General features: G+C 66.2%; 11 protein-coding genes. 5 read left to right on the top strand and 6 right to left on the bottom strand.

What is annotated here, in order from left to right:
• Positions 1–169 precede the first annotated feature (169 nt).
• Together R4P95_RS24305 and R4P95_RS24300 are read right to left on the bottom strand one after the other, a co-directional pair.
• Positions 170–1,327 carry a hypothetical protein gene (locus tag R4P95_RS24305; RefSeq protein WP_213572285.1) on the bottom strand — a complete coding sequence of 386 codons (1,158 nt, stop codon included), beginning with the start codon at positions 1,325–1,327 and terminating at the stop codon, positions 170–172.
• A gap of 182 nt (positions 1,328–1,509) precedes the next feature.
• Entirely contained in the window at positions 1,510–2,631 is a 1,122-nt protein-coding gene (locus tag R4P95_RS24300) for a helix-turn-helix domain-containing protein (protein WP_317744676.1), read from the bottom strand.
• Between the two features lie 607 nt (positions 2,632–3,238).
• On the opposite strand from R4P95_RS24300, the gene R4P95_RS24295 reads away from it, so the two are divergent.
• Entirely contained in the window at positions 3,239–3,856 is a 618-nt protein-coding gene (locus R4P95_RS24295; RefSeq protein WP_250768496.1) for a class I SAM-dependent methyltransferase, read from the top strand.
• Here the strand turns inward: R4P95_RS24295 and R4P95_RS24290 are convergent.
• The 4 genes from R4P95_RS24290 to R4P95_RS24275 form a co-directional block, all read right to left on the bottom strand.
• On the bottom strand, positions 3,853–4,179 hold the full coding sequence (locus R4P95_RS24290; protein ID WP_159922001.1) for a Rieske (2Fe-2S) protein: 327 nt from the start codon (positions 4,177–4,179) through the stop codon (positions 3,853–3,855). The genes R4P95_RS24295 and R4P95_RS24290 overlap by 4 nt on opposite strands.
• Positions 4,176–6,671, bottom strand: a complete 2,496-nt coding sequence (gene nirB, locus R4P95_RS24285) for a nitrite reductase large subunit NirB (protein ID WP_317744677.1) — start codon at positions 6,669–6,671, stop codon at positions 4,176–4,178. The genes R4P95_RS24290 and nirB overlap by 4 nt, the downstream gene beginning before the upstream one ends.
• Positions 6,672–6,761: 90 nt before the next feature.
• Positions 6,762–7,913: an MFS transporter gene (locus tag R4P95_RS24280; protein WP_317744679.1), complete on the bottom strand. Its 1,152-nt coding sequence runs from the start codon at positions 7,911–7,913 to the stop codon at positions 6,762–6,764.
• Positions 7,910–8,851 carry a PAC2 family protein gene (locus R4P95_RS24275; RefSeq protein ID WP_159922007.1) on the bottom strand — a complete coding sequence of 314 codons (942 nt, stop codon included), beginning with the start codon at positions 8,849–8,851 and terminating at the stop codon, positions 7,910–7,912. Before R4P95_RS24275 ends, R4P95_RS24280 begins: the two co-directional genes overlap by 4 nt.
• A gap of 51 nt (positions 8,852–8,902) precedes the next feature.
• On the opposite strand from R4P95_RS24275, the gene metH reads away from it, so the two are divergent.
• The 4 genes from metH to R4P95_RS24255 are packed head-to-tail and all read left to right on the top strand — an operon-like array spanning position 8,903 to position 14,940.
• The gene (gene metH / locus R4P95_RS24270; protein ID WP_317744681.1) at positions 8,903–12,472 is read left to right on the top strand and encodes a methionine synthase; all 3,570 of its coding nucleotides are present in this window, start codon (positions 8,903–8,905) and stop codon (positions 12,470–12,472) included.
• Positions 12,465–13,169, top strand: a complete 705-nt coding sequence (locus tag R4P95_RS24265) for an HAD family hydrolase (protein ID WP_213572278.1) — start codon at positions 12,465–12,467, stop codon at positions 13,167–13,169. The genes metH and R4P95_RS24265 overlap by 8 nt, the downstream gene beginning before the upstream one ends.
• A 15-nt stretch (positions 13,170–13,184) precedes the next feature.
• A complete protein-coding gene (locus R4P95_RS24260) occupies positions 13,185–14,045 on the top strand; it encodes a rhodanese-related sulfurtransferase (protein WP_317744682.1) in 861 nt (286 codons plus the stop codon).
• A 1-nt stretch (position 14,046) separates the two neighbouring features.
• Complete coding sequence (locus tag R4P95_RS24255; RefSeq protein WP_213578043.1) at positions 14,047–14,940, top strand: pseudouridine synthase; 894 nt, start codon at positions 14,047–14,049, stop codon at positions 14,938–14,940.
• The last annotated feature ends 1 nt before the right edge of the window (position 14,941 follow it).

The following is a 14,941-nucleotide window of genomic DNA, read 5'->3' as shown; positions in this document are numbered from 1 at the left end:
ACCTGCGCCTTTATCCGTCGCCGATGAATCGGGCCGGGACGGAATCCCGAAATTTCGCGAACTAGCGATCCCGCGCGGGTAGGCGACAACAGCCGTCGCCGCCACCCAGCGCAGGTCCTGACCGAAGACCCCAGTCCGTAGGGCCTCTACGCAGAGAGCAGGTCGGATGTCACAGGACGAACAGGACGAAGACGATGGCGACCAGTACGAGCGCCAAGCCGACTACCGCTGCGACCAGCCAGGAACTGCGGGTGTCGGCGCCGGTAATGGGCGCGTCCTGCGCGACGGCGCGCGGTTCCGGCGGTGTCGCGACCGCCGTTGCACCCGTGGCACGCGCAGGGGCGGCACCCACTGCCGCGGCAGATGTGGGTTCTGTCGTGCGCGCCGCGGATCCTCTCGGCGTCTCGGCCGCTGCGGGCAAAGGCTCGCCGACAACGGCGTCGATCACCTCGGTGACGTCGTAGGAGGGTGGGAGCCCGATCGGGGTCACCCGGTGAGTCGTCGGATTGAAGCCCGCCGCGCGAATGGCGGCGCCGAGGGCAGCTGTCTGTTCGGGGCCGGGGCCGACCACACACCGCACGTCGAACTTCTCGCTCACCGAGGTCGCGAAGCCTCGAATCGCTGCCGCATCCCGCGCAATCAGCCCGTCACCGGTGACCACGACCGCGTCGAGGTTGCTCGGAAGCCATCCGAACGCCCCCAGTGCGGTGGCGATCTGGGCGGAGGGCGTTCCCCCCGACGCGAAGCGGAAGGCCTTTCCCGCCTCGACTCCTGAACGGATCAACGCAACCGTCGCGCCCGTGTCGTCGACATGATAAATACCGACCAATTGTCCGGGACGTTCGGCAATTTCGGATTCGAACCAGGCGGCCGCGGCTTCGGCGTCCGATACCAGGGACAGGTACGACATGTCGGCGTAGTCCAAGGCGTCGCGGAGGGCGGCAACTGCAGTCGAGTCCCACCTTGTGGGGTACGACGCCATGATGTCGGGAGCGCCGCCGGTCCGCCCACCGTGGTCGGGCAGTGGTTCACACTCCCGGAGCAGGCAGCGCATGGCGCCCGCGACCAGGTCTTCGGCCCGGTAACGGGTGCCGTCAGCCAGCGCGACGCCGGCAGGGTCACCGACCCGAGGAAGAAATCCCGACACGGTGTGCGTCCGACCGAGGGTCTGTGGTGCCGAACCACCGAGGATCGCGGTGCCGTCCGGGCACATGTGCAGGACGGTGTCCCTGACGATGACGACGGGATCCGGCGACCCCGGGTCGTTCGACGCGACCACCGCTGTGGACACGACACTGCCGATCCTGAGCCCGACTCCCATGGACATGCAAGTACCCCTATTCGTGTGCGAACGGATTGTGAATTCCGCCTGGCCGTTCCGACGCGCTCGTCGCGGCCACAAGATGTACATCCTGCTACTCGGAGGGGCCTGTGCCCGCCATCACGCGCGGCGTGGCGGCGGCGTGTCGCTCGTATCGACCACTTTCCTCGATATTTGAGCGATCGCAGTCACGGAGGAGTGTGTGGGGCGAGTGGGGTTCGCCATTCGCTCTCGTGGTCGGAGAGCCAGCTGAGGAGATGCTCAGCCTCTTGGGGATGACGCCCGGTTCCGGCAAGCAAGTCGGCGAAGGCCTGCGTCGGGGCCACCAAGCGAACGTTCTCGCGAAACAGCGTGCGCTCGAACACGGCCGCTGACCGGGGAGTGGCGATAAGGACGTTGGCGCCTTCGTCGACGGGGCGCAAGTGGAGGGCCTTGGCGAGGGCCTCGCCGTGGTCGGCATAGATCTGCACCTGGTGCGCCGGTGCGTAGTCGACGAATGCTGCCGCAGCGACCGAGCCCGTGACTGCATACAGCTGATCTGCGTGCTTCGCGAGACCGGCGAGGACGGCGGCGACGCCTTCGGGGGCGAAATATCCGACAGTGGGGGAGTCCTTGAAACTGGCGTCGCTGCTCCAGGCACGCAACATGTGCTGCCACCGCACCCTCGTCACGGGTCCCCGGGGGAGTCGCTCCAGTAGATCGCGTTCTTCGAGCGTTTCGACGACTCGATAGGTGGCTCCAGTCGAGGCCCCGGAGAGCCGGACGAGTTGAGGGACGGTGAGTTGACCGGAGTGGTCGGCGAGCGCCCGCACCACCCGGGCGGCCGGGTCGCCGGTCAACTGGGCCGCAGGCCGGCCGGGACCGCGCCAGGGGTCGGCGTCGGCACCGCGATCACGTACCCAGATTGCCGGCCGGTCGGCAGACAGCGAGGTATTGCCCGTGGCGTCGGCGTAGGAGAGGCCACGCGCATCGAGTTGACGCCGAACCGGTTCGGAAAGATAACGCGCACAAACGAATCCGCGATCAGAATCGGAAAGGCTGTCTGCGAATCTGGCCGCGTCCCCCGCAAGCACACCGCGAGCGGGGATGACCGAGAAGGAGGCTACCTCGCCGTTCGGCGCACCCACGAGGAGGCGTTCCGGAGCGTCGGGGAGCGAGCGGGACTTACCGGACGTCAACGTCCAGCCGTGGGGGAGCGCTGCCTGGAGCGTCGCGATCGACCGGCGGTAGAGGTCGATGTCGCGCTCCGGCTTGGGGAATGGCACCTTTTGCTCGCGACCCGCGAATTCAGTGTTCTCCTGACCCGGCACGCCACAACAGTAACATCTGTCACAGACGGAATGCCTGGAAAGTCCGAATGGGGCCCGCGTTTCCGGTGCCGCTGAGGGGTCGGTTTTCGCAAGAATCTCACCGCGCCACGGCGACGACTATCCGACAGCCGCGGGGGAGTCGCCGATATGTGCGGGATCTCGATGACCGGGCTTCCCAAGGGGAGCGTCGAGCTCCATCGGGGAGGGGCTTGGCACGGTGAGTCAGTCCGCGGGGGAGCGCGCTTTACCGGCCGGCGCCGGTACCGCTGGTGGGGAGCGTTTGTGCGCCATTCTGGTCGTCCCAGCTACCGGAAAGGGCGTACAGGTGAAAGTGTGTTATATCTGTCCAGGACGGAACTCCATAATTAACCGAAAAATCCGGTAGTGCTGTCAGCCCCCAACCGACTGGCCAGCTCACCCCAGCACCTCACCTCCCACTCGAACCACTCTCAACCGCCGAGGCATCGGCCCGCCCGAGCCGTACGTGTCGGGCCGGAAAAGGTGCGTGCAATTCGGCATTCGGTCACCTGGGATAGCCTCGGCTTCACACGACGAGTTCGGGTGGCACGGTGTACGGGATGCGGGCCGAAGCGAGGAGAGATCGACGATGAGTGAACGCACTCCCAGCCAATGGGAGGAACTCGCAGCCGCCGACCCAGCGCATTCCACGTGGTACGTGGAGCGGTTCCGGACGATGGCGGCCGAGGGAAAAGACATCTTCGGGGAGGCGCGGCTGGTCGACGCGATGCTCGGCCGTGGCGGCCGGGTTCTCGATGCCGGGTGCGGGCCGGGTCGCCTGGGTGGCTATCTGCACGAGGCCGGGCACGTCGTGGTCGGTGTCGATGTCGATCCGGTGCTGATTGCGGCTGCCGAGGAGGACTATCCCGGCCCGACCTGGCTGGTCGGTGATCTCGCCGAGTTGGATCTGCCGGGCCGCGGGGTGAAAGCAGACTTCGATGTCATCGTCTGCGCCGGGAACGTCATGACGTTCCTCGCGCCGTCCACGCGGGAAGCGGTGTTGGCGGGGTTCGCTCGCCATCTCGGCCCCGCAGGCCGGGTGGTGGTGGGATTCGGTGCCGACCGCGGGTACGACTTCTCACAATTCCTGACCGACGCCGCGACTGCTGGTCTCGCCGTGGATCTGCGACTCTCGACGTGGGATCTGCGCCCGTTCACCGACGAGTCGCAGTTTCTGGTGGCGGTGTTCTCGCGAGCAGGTGCCTAGACACACAGGGTGAGTATCCCGTCCCGCACCGATGCGGGGTAGGTGCGTACCGACTCGACGCCCTCGGACGTGCAGGCTCCGGTGTCGAAGGAGAACGCGTACTGATGCAGCGGGCACATCACGACCGCGTCGTCGATCTGCCCGTCGGCGAGGGGGCCGCCCTTGTGTGGGCACACGGCGTCCATGGCGCGAACGGTGCCGTCCGACAGCAGGAATACGGCGACCTGTCGGCCCTGCACGACGTACGTGCGGCCCTCGCCGGGCGTGAGGTCGTGGACTGGGCCGAGTGCAATCTCCGATGCACCCTCGATGGTCGCGGTCATCGAACCGGCACCTGGGGGAGTGGGAGGAGAGGAAGCGACGGCGCGAACTGTGCCGGTGATTTCGGTGCGCTGCGTTCCTTCCATGGATCACGGTAGCCGTCGACTGCCGTCTGCATGCGCTGATCCAACCCTGCCACGATGCCCTCCTCGTCTCGGACCAATACCGCCTGAAGGTGCTCGAGTCCGACTCTCGGCACGAAGTCGTAGGTGCGCTCGAGCCATTTCGCGTTCTCGCGGTAGTACTGGATGAACCGTCCACCCAGTTCCAGTACGGCTTCGGGTGAGTCGACGGTCGCCAAGAGATCACCCTTGCGCACGTGGGCGCCCGCTGCGCCGCCGACATATATTTCCCAGCGGCCGTCGCCCACGGCGACGACGCCGAAGTCTTTGCACAACGCCTCGGAGCAGTTGCGCGGGCAGCCGGCCACAGCCAGTTTCAGTTTTGCCGGCGTTTCGAGGCCCTGGAAGCGTTCTTCGATCGCAATGCCGAGACTCGTCGAATCGCCCAGGCCGTACCGGCAGAAGTCGGTACCGACACAGGTTTTCACCGTGCGCATGCTCTTCCCGTAGGCGAACCCGGAGGGCATGTCCAGATCACCCCACACCTTGGGGAGGTCTTCCTTCTTGATGCCCAGCAGGTCGATACGCTGTCCGCCCGTCACTTTCACGAGTGGCACGCCGTATTTGTCGGCTACATCAGCGATCTTGCGGAGCTGATCCGGGGTGGTGACGCCGCCTTTCATCTGTGGCACCACCGAGAAGGTGCCGTCACGCTGAATGTTCGCGTGCACCCGGTCGTTGATGAACAAGGCGCCGCGTTCGTCCACCCAGTCCGGACCCCAGACGGTCCGCAGCAGCGAAGCCAACGGCATCTTCGCCGCCGCGTCCTCCTTGCCGTCGGTCGCGAGTTCCGCGAACACCTGCGACACGGCCCGCAGGTCGCGTTCGCGGATCGTAGCGATCAAGTCGGGCTTGGACATCGGGATGCAGGGCACATACCAGTCGGCGGCCGGGTCGACCTCCAGTTCACCACCCGCTGCGGCCGCCACGATGTCGGCGACGAGTCCCTTGCAGGACCCGCAGCCCTTACCTGCCCGCGTCTGTGCGCACACTGCGGACAGTGTTGTGGCCCCGGAGTGCACACACGCGACCAGATCGCCCTTGCTGACTCCGTTGCAATTACATACCTGCAGGTCGTCGGGCAGATCGGCGGCACTGGCCGCGACGCTGGGTGTGCCGAGGTCGAAGAGCATACTGATGCGTTCTTCGGGCAGCGGGACCTTCCCGTCGAATGCCTGAGTGAGGTAGCCGGCCTTGCTGATGTCGCCCATGAGGGTGGCGCCGATCAACTTTCCGTCGCGGACGACGAGGCTCTTGTACGTGCCGCTGCGGGGTTCGTAGTACTGGACGAATTCGTCGTCGGCGGTTTCCGGACCTTTGACACCCATTGCCGCCACGTCGACGCCCGCCACCTTCAGTTGTGTGGTTGTGCGCGAACCGACATATGCCGCTTCGGGATTCGTGCCGGTGAGAACCTCCGCGAGAATGACCGACTGCTCCCACACCGGGGCGACGAGACCGTACGTTTCGCCGCGGTGCTGTGCGCACTCGCCGACGGCGTACACCGAACCCTCGTCTTCACACCGCATCTGGTCATCGACCACGATGCCCCGCTCGACCACCAGTCCGGCCGCCCGCGCCATTTCGACGTTGGGCCGAATACCGGCGGTGACCACGACCATGTCGGCGTCCAAAGTGCTGCCGTCGACGAACGAGACACCCGTGACACGTCCCGCATCGTCGCGCAGAACCGCGGTGGTCCGCATCGAGGTATGGACCCCGACACCGAGTTTCTCGATCTCGGAGCGGAGCATGCTGCCGCCGCGCTCGTCGAGCTGCTGATTCATGAGGTGGCCGGGGGAGTGCACTACGTTGACCTCGAGGCCCTGGGTGCGGAGCCCGTAGGCAGCCTCGAGTCCGAGGAGCCCGCCACCGATGACGACGGCGGACACGTCGTCGTGGGCCTGCGCCATCTGCAGCATGCCGTTGGTGTCGGCGATGTTCCGGAACCCGAACACACCGCGGGCGAGCCGTCCGTCGGCTTCCCTGAGACCGTCCATGTTGGGGAAGAACGTGTTGCTTCCGGTGGCGATGATCAACACGTCGTAGTCGACGACGCGGCCACTCTCACACGTGACGGTCTTCGCGAAGCGGTCGAGGGCAACCGCCCGATCGCCGGCGTGGAGGGTGACGCCGTTCGCGGTGTACCAACCCATCGGGTTGAGGATCAGGTCCTCGTCGTCGACCGCCGCCTCGCCGGACAAGACGTGCGAAAGCATGATGCGGTTGTAGTTGCCGTAAGGCTCGTCGCCGATCATGGTGATCTCGAATCGCTCGCGGCCGCCGCGGTTGATGATCTCCTCGACGGTGCGTGCGCCGGCCATACCGTTGCCGACGACCAGCAGCTTGCTCGAACTCGGTGTGTTGGCCATAGGACGAGGCTCCGCCCCCGCCGTGTCGTAACGGCTGCGCGGAAGTTACATGGGAATCAGGAACATCTCACAGGGTCCGCGGAAGTTGCGTCAGACGGAGGAGTTGTCGCGCGGCATGAGCAGGGGAGCCGCCACCGCGAGCAGCACGGCAGGAAGTAGAAACCCCGCTGCCGGGGAGATCGCATAGACGGGAGTGAGAGTAATGGGTGCCAGCGCATTGCCCGTGAACCTCAATGCCTGGACCACCGATACCGCCCCACCCCGATTCGGTCCGGAAGACCCGAGAACTGCAGCGTTGACGCCGACCAGGATGAACTGGCCCGCAGCTCCGGCCGCGAACCAGGCCACGGCCACGACGGCGAGGAGTGAGACGGTGCCGGCGGCGGTGATGAGCACGGCACCGGCAACGGCACCGATCACGACGGCCGTCCGTGCGCCGATCCTGTCGATCACTCCGCCGACGAGGCGCGCAGTGAGGATTCCGGCCACTCCGAAGCCGGTGAGCAGGAGGCCCCGCTGGGTCGGGCTCAGGCCGAAGACGTCCTCGGCACGGAACGCCACCAAAAAGCTGAGTCCCCCCAGGGCGCCCCAGCCGAGGAGTGCGACAACACCCATTCGCAGCACCGGCAGTGTCAGCGCGTCGCGCAGGCGTGGACGCGCGGCCCCCGGCTCGTCGCGTGCAGCGTCCGGTATTCCGATGAGGCCGAAGGCCGCGGCGACGAGGGCGATGACGAGGAACGACAGCCGCCAGTCGATCTCGGCGGCCAGTCCGCCGACGAGCGGCGCACTCGACTGACCTGCAGCTTGGAAGGCGCCGAAGATCCCGAGTGCACGTCCGAGACGCTTCTTCGGCGTGGAGGCGGCGAGCGCAGCCAGCAGCAGGGGCGTGGTGAACGAGTTGGAGCATCCCTGCAACACCCGCGCGCCGAGAAACAACGGCAGCGTGGGCGCGAGGAAGCACGCGAGCGACGACACCAGGTAGACGGCGTAGGCGGCCCGCACCGTCCGAGTGCGACCCCAGCGCGCCCCCAGTGTTCCCGACACGAGCATCACCAGTGCGAAGGGCAGCAGGTACGCCGTCAGGGAACTGGCGGCGGCTGCGGCGCCCACACCCAGGTCGTCGCCGATCTCGGGGAGGATCGAGACGACGATGCCGCCGCCGAAGGGTCCGAGGAAGCCACCACCATAAAGGGCGAGGCGTTGCAGTGCAGAACGAAGCGACTCGGGGGAGCGCTCCGTCACAGCCCGAAGCTGCCGGGCCCACGCCGGCGGAGGTACCGCTCGAACTCGGCCGCCAATGCGTCACCGTCGATCTTCGAGATCGCCTCGGAAATGTCGGTCTCGGCGTCGCCGCGTTCCTCGAGCGAGCGGACGTAGTCGCCGATCTCTTCGTCGTCGGCGGTCATCTCCGTGACGGCTTCCTGCCAGTCGTCGGCTTGGCTCGGCAGCTCACCGAGCGGAACCTCGATGTCGAGAACATCCTCGACGCGTTGGAGCAGAGCGACGGTGGCCTTCGGGTTCGGTGGCTGCGACACGTAATGGGGCACGGCCGCCCAGAACGACACCGCGGGCACACCGGCGCGGACGCAGGCGTCCTGCAGCACCCCGGTGATGCCGGTAGGCCCCTCGTATCGCGTCTGCTCGAGCTTGAACCGCTCGGCGGCCTCACTGCTGTACGCGCTGCCGGTGACGGGGACCGGCCGGGTGTGCGGCGTGTCCGCGAGAAGCGCACCCAGGATGACGACGGTGCTGATCTCGAGTTGGTCGATCAGCTCGAGGAGGTCCTCGCAGAAGCTACGCCAGCGCATGTTCGGTTCGATACCGCGAAGAAGAACGACGTCACGCTCACTGCCGGGTGGAGAGCACACGGACAGGCGGGTGGCCGGCCACACGATCTCCCGGGTGACGCCGTCTACCTGCCGGACGGTAGGGCGATTGACCTGGTAGTCGTAGTATTCCTCGGAATCCAGCTCGGCCAGCGGCTGGGCGTCCCAGGTCAACTCCAGGTGTTCGACGGCCCCGCTCGCGGCGTCGCCGGCGTCGTTCCAGCCTTCGAAGGCGGCGACCATGACAGGGTCACGCAGCACGGGAACGCCGTTGTCTTCGGCGCCGGCATCCGCGGTGTCGAAGGCGTCATCGTCGCGGCCCGCGGGCGTGACAGGGAACTCACTGGAACTCACCCACCCAGCCTACGGCCAGCATCCGCCCCCGCGCCCATTAGTCTGGACGGCATGTCTGCGCCATTTCACTCTGCCCTGCTCGATGCGTTGAACCAGCGCGTTGTCATCGGCGACGGCGCCATGGGCACCATGTTGCAGGCCGCAGATCTCACCTTGGACGACTTCCTGGGCCTCGAGGGCTGCAACGAAATTCTCAACCACACCCGCCCCGACGTGCTGAAAGACATTCATCGCGCGTACTTCGAGGCCGGGGCCGACGCCGTCGAAACCAACACGTTCGGCTGCAACCTGCCCAACCTGGCGGACTACGACATCCAGGACCGAATCCGTGAACTGGCCGAGAAAGGTACTCGGCTGGCACGTGAGGTCGCCGACGAGATGGGGCCGGGACGCGACGGCATGGGCCGGTTCGTGCTGGGGTCGATGGGCCCGGGAACCAAGCTGCCGACACTCGGTCACGCATCGTTCGCGAGCCTGCGGGACGCGTACGCCGAGGCGGCGATGGGAATGATCGACGGGGGCGCCGATGCGATCCTCGTCGAGACGTGCCAGGACCTTCTGCAGGTGAAAGCCGCGATCCTCGGCAGTCGCATGGCGATGGACAAGCTCGGCTCCCGGCTGCCGATCATGACGCACGTCACCGTGGAGACCACCGGAACGATGCTTCTCGGCAGTGAGATCGGTGCCGCGCTGACCGCCCTCGAGCCGCTCGGGATCGACATGATCGGACTCAACTGCGCTACCGGTCCGGCCGAGATGAGCGAGCACCTTCGGCACCTGTCGAAGTACTCGACGCTGCCGGTGTCGGTCATGCCCAACGCCGGTCTGCCGACGCTGGGAGCCAATGGCGCCGAGTACCCGCTCACGGCGGAGGAGCTGGCGGAGGCGCTCAGCGGGTTCGTCAGCGAGTACGGGCTCGCGCTGGTGGGTGGTTGCTGCGGCACCACCCCGGAGCACATCCGGCAGGTGGCCGAGGCGGTGCGCCTGGTCGAGAAGGCCGAGCGTAACCCGGTGCGTGAGTCGGGGACGTCCTCGCTCTACACCGCGGTGCCGTTCCAGCAGGATGCGAGCATCCTGATGATCGGCGAGCGCACGAACTCCAACGGATCGAAGGCGTTCCGTGAGGCGATGATCGCCGAGGACTACCAGAAGTGCCTCGACATCGCCAAGGACCAGACCCGCGACGGCGCTCACATGCTGGACCTCAACGTGGACTACGTCGGCCGCGACGGTGCCGCAGACATGGCCGCTCTGGCGAGCCGGTTCGCGACGGCGTCGACGTTGCCGATCATGCTGGACTCCACCGAGCCAGCAGTGCTGCAGGCGGGCCTCGAGCATCTCGGTGGTCGGTGCGCCGTCAACTCCGTGAACTACGAGGACGGCGACGGGCCGGATTCGCGGTTCCAGAAGATCATGCGGCTGGTGAAGGAACATGGCGCCGCGGTGGTGGCCCTGACCATCGACGAGGAGGGTCAGGCGCGTACCGCGGAGCACAAGGTCCGGATCGCCGAGCGACTCCTCGAGGACATCATCACCAACTGGGGTCTCGACGAGTCCGACATCATCATCGACGCGCTCACCTTCCCGATCTCCACCGGTCAGGAGGAGGTGCGCCGGGACGGCATCGAGACCATCGAGGCGATCCGGGAGCTGAAGAAGCGACATCCTGCGGTGCACTTCACCCTCGGTGTGTCGAACATCTCGTTCGGTCTCAATCCGGCCGCGCGGCAGGTGCTCAACTCGGTATTCCTGCACGAGTGCACCGAGGCCGGTCTCGACACGGCGATCGTCCACGCGTCCAAGATCTTGCCGATGGCCCGCATCCCCGACGAGCAGCGAGAAACGGCCCTCGACCTGGTCTACGACCGTCGCAGCGAGGGTTACGACCCACTGCAGAAGCTGATGCAACTCTTCGAGGGTGTCTCGGCGGCGTCGGCGCGTGAATCGCGCGCCCAGGAACTTGCTGCTCTGCCGCTGTTCGAACGACTCGAGCGACGCATCGTGGACGGGGAGCGCAACGGCCTCGACGAGGACCTCACCGAGGCCATGACGCAGAAGCCGCCGCTCGAGATCATCAACGAGACGCTGCTCTCGGGCATGAAGACCGTCGGCGAACTCTTCGGCTCCGGTCAGATGCAGCTGCCGTTCGTCCTCCAATCCGCCGAGGTGATGAAGGCGGCGGTGGCGTACCTCGAACCACACATGGAGGCCACCGACGAGGACGGCAAGGGTCGCATTGTCATCGCCACGGTGAAAGGCGACGTCCACGACATCGGCAAGAACCTGGTCGACATCATCCTGAGCAACAACGGATACGACGTCGTGAACCTGGGCATCAAGCAGCCGATCGCCACCATTCTCGATGCCGCGATCGAGCAGCGGGCCGATGTGATCGGCATGTCCGGTCTGCTGGTGAAGTCGACCGTGGTGATGAAGGACAATCTGCAGGAGCTCAACGCCAAGGGCGTCGCGGAGAAGTTCCCTGTGCTGCTCGGGGGAGCGGCCCTTACCCGGTCTTATGTGGAGAACGACCTCGCCGAGGTGTACGAGGGTGAGGTCAGTTACGCGCGGGACGCTTTCGAGGGCCTGCATCGGATGGACGAGATCATGGCCGTCAAGCGCGGCGGCGGACCCGATCCGGACAGCCCGGAGGCGATCGCGGCCCGCGAGAAGGCGGCGGAGCGCAAAGCCCGCCACGAACGATCGAAAAGGATCGCCGAGAAACGCAAGGCCGCCGAAACGCCGATCGAGGTGCCCGAGCGGTCCGACGTGGCCACCGACATCGACGTCCCGAATCCGCCCTTCTGGGGTAACCGGATCGTCAAGGGCGTCTCGCTGTCCGAGTATTCGGGACTCCTCGACGAGCGTGCCCTGTTCCTCGGACAGTGGGGCCTGCGCGGACAGCGGTCCGGCGACGGTCCTACCTATGAGGAGCTGGTGGAGACCGAAGGTCGCCCACGGCTGCGGTATTGGCTCGATCGCCTGAGCACGGAAGGCATCCTTGCGCACGCCGCGGTGGTGTACGGGTACTTCCCGGCCGTGTCCGAGGGTGACGACGTGGTGGTGCTCACCGAACCGAAGCCCGATGCGGACGAGCGTTTCCGGTTCACGTTCCCGCGTCAGCACCGTGACCGCTTTCTCTGCGTCGCCGACTTCGTCCGCTCGCGGACCGAAGCGAAGGAAACCGGCCAGGTCGACGTGTTCCCGATGCAGTTGGTCACCATGGGGCAGCCCATTGCGGACTTCGCGAACGAGCTGTTCGCTGCAAACGCGTATCGCGACTACCTCGAGGTGCACGGCATCGGTGTGCAGTTGACGGAATCGTTGGCCGAGTACTGGCATCGCCGCGTGCGGGAGGAACTGGTGCTGCCCGGCGGACACAATATGGCGGAACAAGACCCGTCGGAGGTGTCCGGATTCTTCGACCTGGCGTATCGCGGTGCCCGCTACTCGTTCGGCTACGGCGCGTGCCCCAACCTGGAAGACAGGGCCAAGATGGTAGCTCTGCTCGAGCCCGAGCGGATCGGTGTGAAGTTGTCCGAGGAGTTGCAGTTGCATCCGGAACAGTCCACGGATGCGTTCGTTCTGCACCATCCCGAGGCGAAGTACTTCAATGTCTGAGGCGGGCAACAAACTCGCAGGTGTTCTGTGGGACATGGACGGAACGCTGCTCGACTCGGAGAAGATGTGGGACGTCGCGGTGCGGGAGTTGTCGCTGCACCTCGGCGGTCCCATGACCGAGGAGACACGGCTGAAGACGATCGGTGCGTCCAGTGCCGATGCGCTCGGCGTCATCTTCGACGCTCTCGGCCTCGGGCAGGACCCGGTTTTGCTCGCCGAGGCCAAGGAGTGGATGTTCACCCGCGTCGAAGAGTTGTTCGCCGACGGCATCCCGTGGCGTCCCGGCGCACTTCGGGCATTGCAGGCGGTGCGTGAACACGGCCTGAGCACAGCCCTGGTGACCAACACCGAGCGTCGTCTCACCGAGCGCGCACTCGACACCCTCGGGCGACAGCACTTCGACCATTCGGTGTGTGGTGACGAGGTGCCGTTCGGCAAGCCGCACCCCGGCCCGTATCTGCGAGGTGCGGAACTGCTGGGGCTGGACCCTGCTCAGTGCCTTGCCATCGAGGACTCTCCCACCGGTGCCGCGTCGGCGCAGGCCGCCGGATGCGTCGTGCTCGTCATTCCCTGCGAGGTCGTCGTACCGCAGGCTCCGGGCAGAGTGTTCCGGGACAGCCTCGAAGGGATCACGGGCGTAGAACTCGGCGCGCTGTGGTCGCAGCCGCAAGCGCAGCTGAGCGGCCTGCAGCTTTAGGTATCCTGGTTTCCCGTGGCTGTGCAGAAGATTGTGCTGTTCTATGTGTTCACACCGCTCGCCGACCCGGAAGCGATCCGGCTGTGGCAGCACACCCTCGCCGAGGCCAACGGTCTCACCGGCCGAATCCTGATCTCCGAGCACGGCATCAACGCCACGGTGGGCGGCGACATCCGGGACGTCAAGAAGTATGTCAAGGGCACCCGGAGTTACGCACCCTTCCGCGACGCCGACATCAAATGGTCCGATGGACACGGCGCCGACTTTCCCCGGCTCAGCGTCCGGGTACGGCCCGAGATCGTGTCCTTCGGTGCGCCCGACGAGCTGAAAGTCGACACGACCGGGGTCGTGGGCGGCGGCACCCACCTGGCGCCACACGAGGTGCACGAACTGGTCGAGGGTAGGGGCGAGGACGTCGTGTTCTTCGACGGCCGCAACGCCTTCGAGGCGGAGATCGGCCGATTCCGCGGGGCCGTCGTCCCCGAAGTGTCGACGACCCGGGACTTCGTCCACGAACTCGACAGCGGCAAGTACGACCACCTCAAGAACAAGGCGGTGGTGACGTACTGCACAGGCGGGGTGCGCTGTGAGGTGCTGTCGTCGCTGATGCGCTCGCGCGGTTTCGGGGAGGTGTATCAACTCGACGGCGGCATCGTCCGGTACGGCGAAGCCTTCGGTGACAGCGCCCTGTGGGAAGGGTCGCTGTATGTCTTCGACAAGCGGATGTCCGTGAACTTCAGCGAGCGGGCGAGCGTTCTGGGAACCTGCACCGTATGCGGGGATCCCACGTCCCGTTACGAAAATCTGCCCGAGAATCAGGGGCGTGCGCTTGCCTTGGTGTGTGAGGGCTGCACCGCCGACAGTCGGGTCGGCTGACGTGGCCGGTGCCCCTCTGCCCGTCCGTAACGGCCTCGGACCGGACCGCATCCGGATGCCCGCCGACCTCGACACGAAGACCGTTGCCGACTTTCTGCTGCGGACCTACCCGGACGACAGTGCGCACTGGCTCACGCTGATCGACAGTGGTGGTGTGGTCGACGAACACGGGCGGGTGGTCGATCGCCGAACACGGTACTCGCCCACGCGGTTCGTGTATTTCTACCGTGATCCTGCCCCCGAGATCCCGGTGCCCTTCGACATCGACATCCTCCACCACGACGACCGGCTCGTCGTGGTCGACAAACCGCACTTTCTCGCGACCATCCCGCGTGGCGCCCACATCACCGAGACTGCGGTCGTACGACTGCGTAAGGCCCTCGACCTCCCCGAACTGACGCCGGCGCACCGGCTCGACCGGATGACGGCGGGTGTGCTCGTGTTCCTCGTCCGGCGTGAGGATCGTCGACCGTATCAGGAGTTGTTCGTCTCCCGGCAGGTGACGAAAGAGTATGAGGCGCTTGCCGGTACCGCTTCGGCGTTGACCTTTCCGCGCACCGTTCGCAGCCGCATCGTGAAGGAACACGGGGTGATGACGGCAACGGAGGAACCGGGGGAGCCGAACAGTGAAACCGTGATCGACCTGCTCGAGTCGAGGAATGGTCGCGGACGTTACCGCCTGCTGCCCAGGACGGGTCGCACGCACCAGCTGCGGTTGCACATGTCGTCGCTGGGATTGCCGATCGAGGGCGACAACTACTACCCGACCTTCCGCCGCTCGGTGCCCGGCGACTTCTCTTCGCCCCTGCAGTTGCTCGCGCGGGCCATCGAGTTCATCGACCCGGTGTCGGGTGGGGTCCGCCGGTTCGAGAGTCGCCGCACTCTCGGGTGGTGAC

It is taken from the genome of Rhodococcus sp. IEGM 27 (assembly GCF_033142305.1).
Lineage (GTDB): Bacteria > Actinomycetota > Actinomycetes > Mycobacteriales > Mycobacteriaceae > Rhodococcus_F > Rhodococcus_F oxybenzonivorans.
The sequence above is the reverse complement of the archived record's forward strand: the minus strand, read 5'-3'. Positions and strand labels throughout refer to the sequence as shown.

Excerpts from the sequence above, each read along its gene's own strand:
- R4P95_RS24305 (WP_213572285.1), bottom strand. The coding sequence starts at position 1,327 with ATGTCCATGGGAGTCGGGCTCAGGATCGGCAGTGTCGTGTCCACAGCG.
- R4P95_RS24295 (WP_250768496.1), top strand. The coding sequence starts at position 3,239 with ATGAGTGAACGCACTCCCAGCCAATGGGAGGAACTCGCAGCCGCCGAC.
- R4P95_RS24290 (WP_159922001.1), bottom strand. The coding sequence starts at position 4,179 with ATGACCGCGACCATCGAGGGTGCATCGGAGATTGCACTCGGCCCAGTC.
- nirB (WP_317744677.1), bottom strand. The coding sequence starts at position 6,671 with ATGGCCAACACACCGAGTTCGAGCAAGCTGCTGGTCGTCGGCAACGGT.
- metH (WP_317744681.1), top strand. The coding sequence starts at position 8,903 with ATGTCTGCGCCATTTCACTCTGCCCTGCTCGATGCGTTGAACCAGCGC.
- R4P95_RS24265 (WP_213572278.1), top strand. The coding sequence starts at position 12,465 with ATGTCTGAGGCGGGCAACAAACTCGCAGGTGTTCTGTGGGACATGGAC.